We start from the raw sequence: 1,643 nt of genomic DNA, 5'->3' as shown, positions 1-1,643 counted from the left end.
CCCGGCGCCCGGCGCTGGCGAAGCCCGGCCCCGCCGCCTCGCACAATTCCCGCGCCGGGCCGGCATGGCGCAGCGGCGGGGCGGGGTCCGTGCGCGCTGTGCGGGTCAGCGGGCAGACCAGCGGGCCGACACCGGCCGGCGACCAGTTGGTGCAGATGCGCCGGCAGGCCGCGACCTCCGGCGCCAGGCCGTAAGGCGCCAGCATGTCGAGGCCGCGCCCCTCGCCCGGCGCCACCGCATAGAGCGGCGCCTCCCCGGCCAGCAGCGCGGCGAGCCGGGCGCGGTCCTGCGGCCCGCCCACCTCCGCGAGGCCGAGCAGGCTGCCGAAGGGTGTCAGCGGCGGCAGCCCCACGGCCAGAAAGCCGGTCGGCTTCTCGGTACCCAGGATGGCCGCGCCCGGCGCCATGCCGGGCCACCGCACGTCGAGATACCGCGCGCCGAGCGCTCCCCGCAGCGATGGCACCGGCTTGGTCAGCGGGAAGGCCAGCACCGCGAAGGCTGCCGCGGCGGCGATGGCGATGCGCTGCGGCAGCATGGCCAGCGCCGCCACGATCAGCACCGGCGCCAGCAGCTCCAGCACCGCGATGTAGCGGTAGATCGAGAAGACCGGCAGCCAGACCGCATAGGCCACCAGGAAGAACACCGCGAGCGGCCGGGCGCGGGCGCGCCCCAGCAGCACCAGCGCGGCGAGCAGGCCGAGCGCGATGCGCGGGTCGCGCATGCGTTCCTCGGTTACGCGCGGCGTGTCGTCGATCGCCCACAGGAAGGGTCGCGCCAGCGCGTCGGGGAGGCCGGCGGGCATGAACTGCAGGTCGCGCCCGGCGCGCGGCGCGCCCTCGCTGGCATCGAACAGCTGGTGGAAATAGGGAAAGATCGGGTTCCCGGTCTCGGCGAACATGCGCTGGGCCCACCAGCCGCCGGCCAGCGCCATGCCGACCACGCCGCCCAGCGCGCAGGCTAGCAGCGCCCCAGGCAGCCGGCGGTCGGCGCCGATCCTGGCCACCAGAAGCGCGGCCAGCGCCAACGCAAACGGGGCATTCGTCAGCTTCAGCCCGATCGCTGCGCCCACCGCGAGGCCGGCCAGCAGCGCCCGCCCGCCCCAGCGCGCGCCGTCGGGCCCGAGCACGGCCAGCAGGCCCAGCAGCACGAAACCGCCCGTCACGACATCGCCCGAGGTGGTGCCGAGCTGCCCGCGGAACGCCGCGCCACCCGCGGCACCCGCCAGCGCCAGCAGCGCCAGCACCCCGCGCCGCGGCTGCTCCGCCAGCACGGCCTGGGCGCAGAGCCACAGGATCCAGAGCACCACCCCGGCCGGCACGCCCATCAGGAAGGCGACCAGGCGGGGATGGTAGTTGAGCCAGCGCAGCATCAGCGCGAAGGGCAGGTCCGCCAACGGGTTGTGGAAGCCCTGCAGCCCGGCCGGCAGCAGGTCGTTCGGGCGCGGGACCAGCACGCTCCAGGGCACGTAGACGTGGTAGTTCTGCGCATCCCAGCTGCGGTCGGCGCCGAGCAACGCCGATGCCAGCCCGGTTCCCGCCGCCAGCAGGAGCAGCGCCGCCAGCGCGAGGCCCCGGCGCGGCGCCGGCGCGGTGGCCGCCCCGGCGGTCATGCCGCCCGGCAATGCAGGCGGTGCCGTCACGGCT

Annotated in this window: 1 protein-coding gene; it reads right to left on the bottom strand. The window is 76.2% G+C overall.

Annotated elements, in window-relative coordinates; all coding sequences use genetic code 11:
* Positions 1-1,643, bottom strand: a 1,643-nt coding sequence (locus tag HW578_RS26270) for a glycosyltransferase 87 family protein (protein ID WP_232479313.1), incomplete at both ends; no start/stop codon positions are given.

This window comes from Roseomonas rosulenta, from assembly GCF_016106005.1.
GTDB lineage: Bacteria > Pseudomonadota > Alphaproteobacteria > Acetobacterales > Acetobacteraceae > Neoroseomonas > Neoroseomonas rosulenta.
This window is presented reverse-complemented; position numbering and strand designations above follow the sequence as displayed.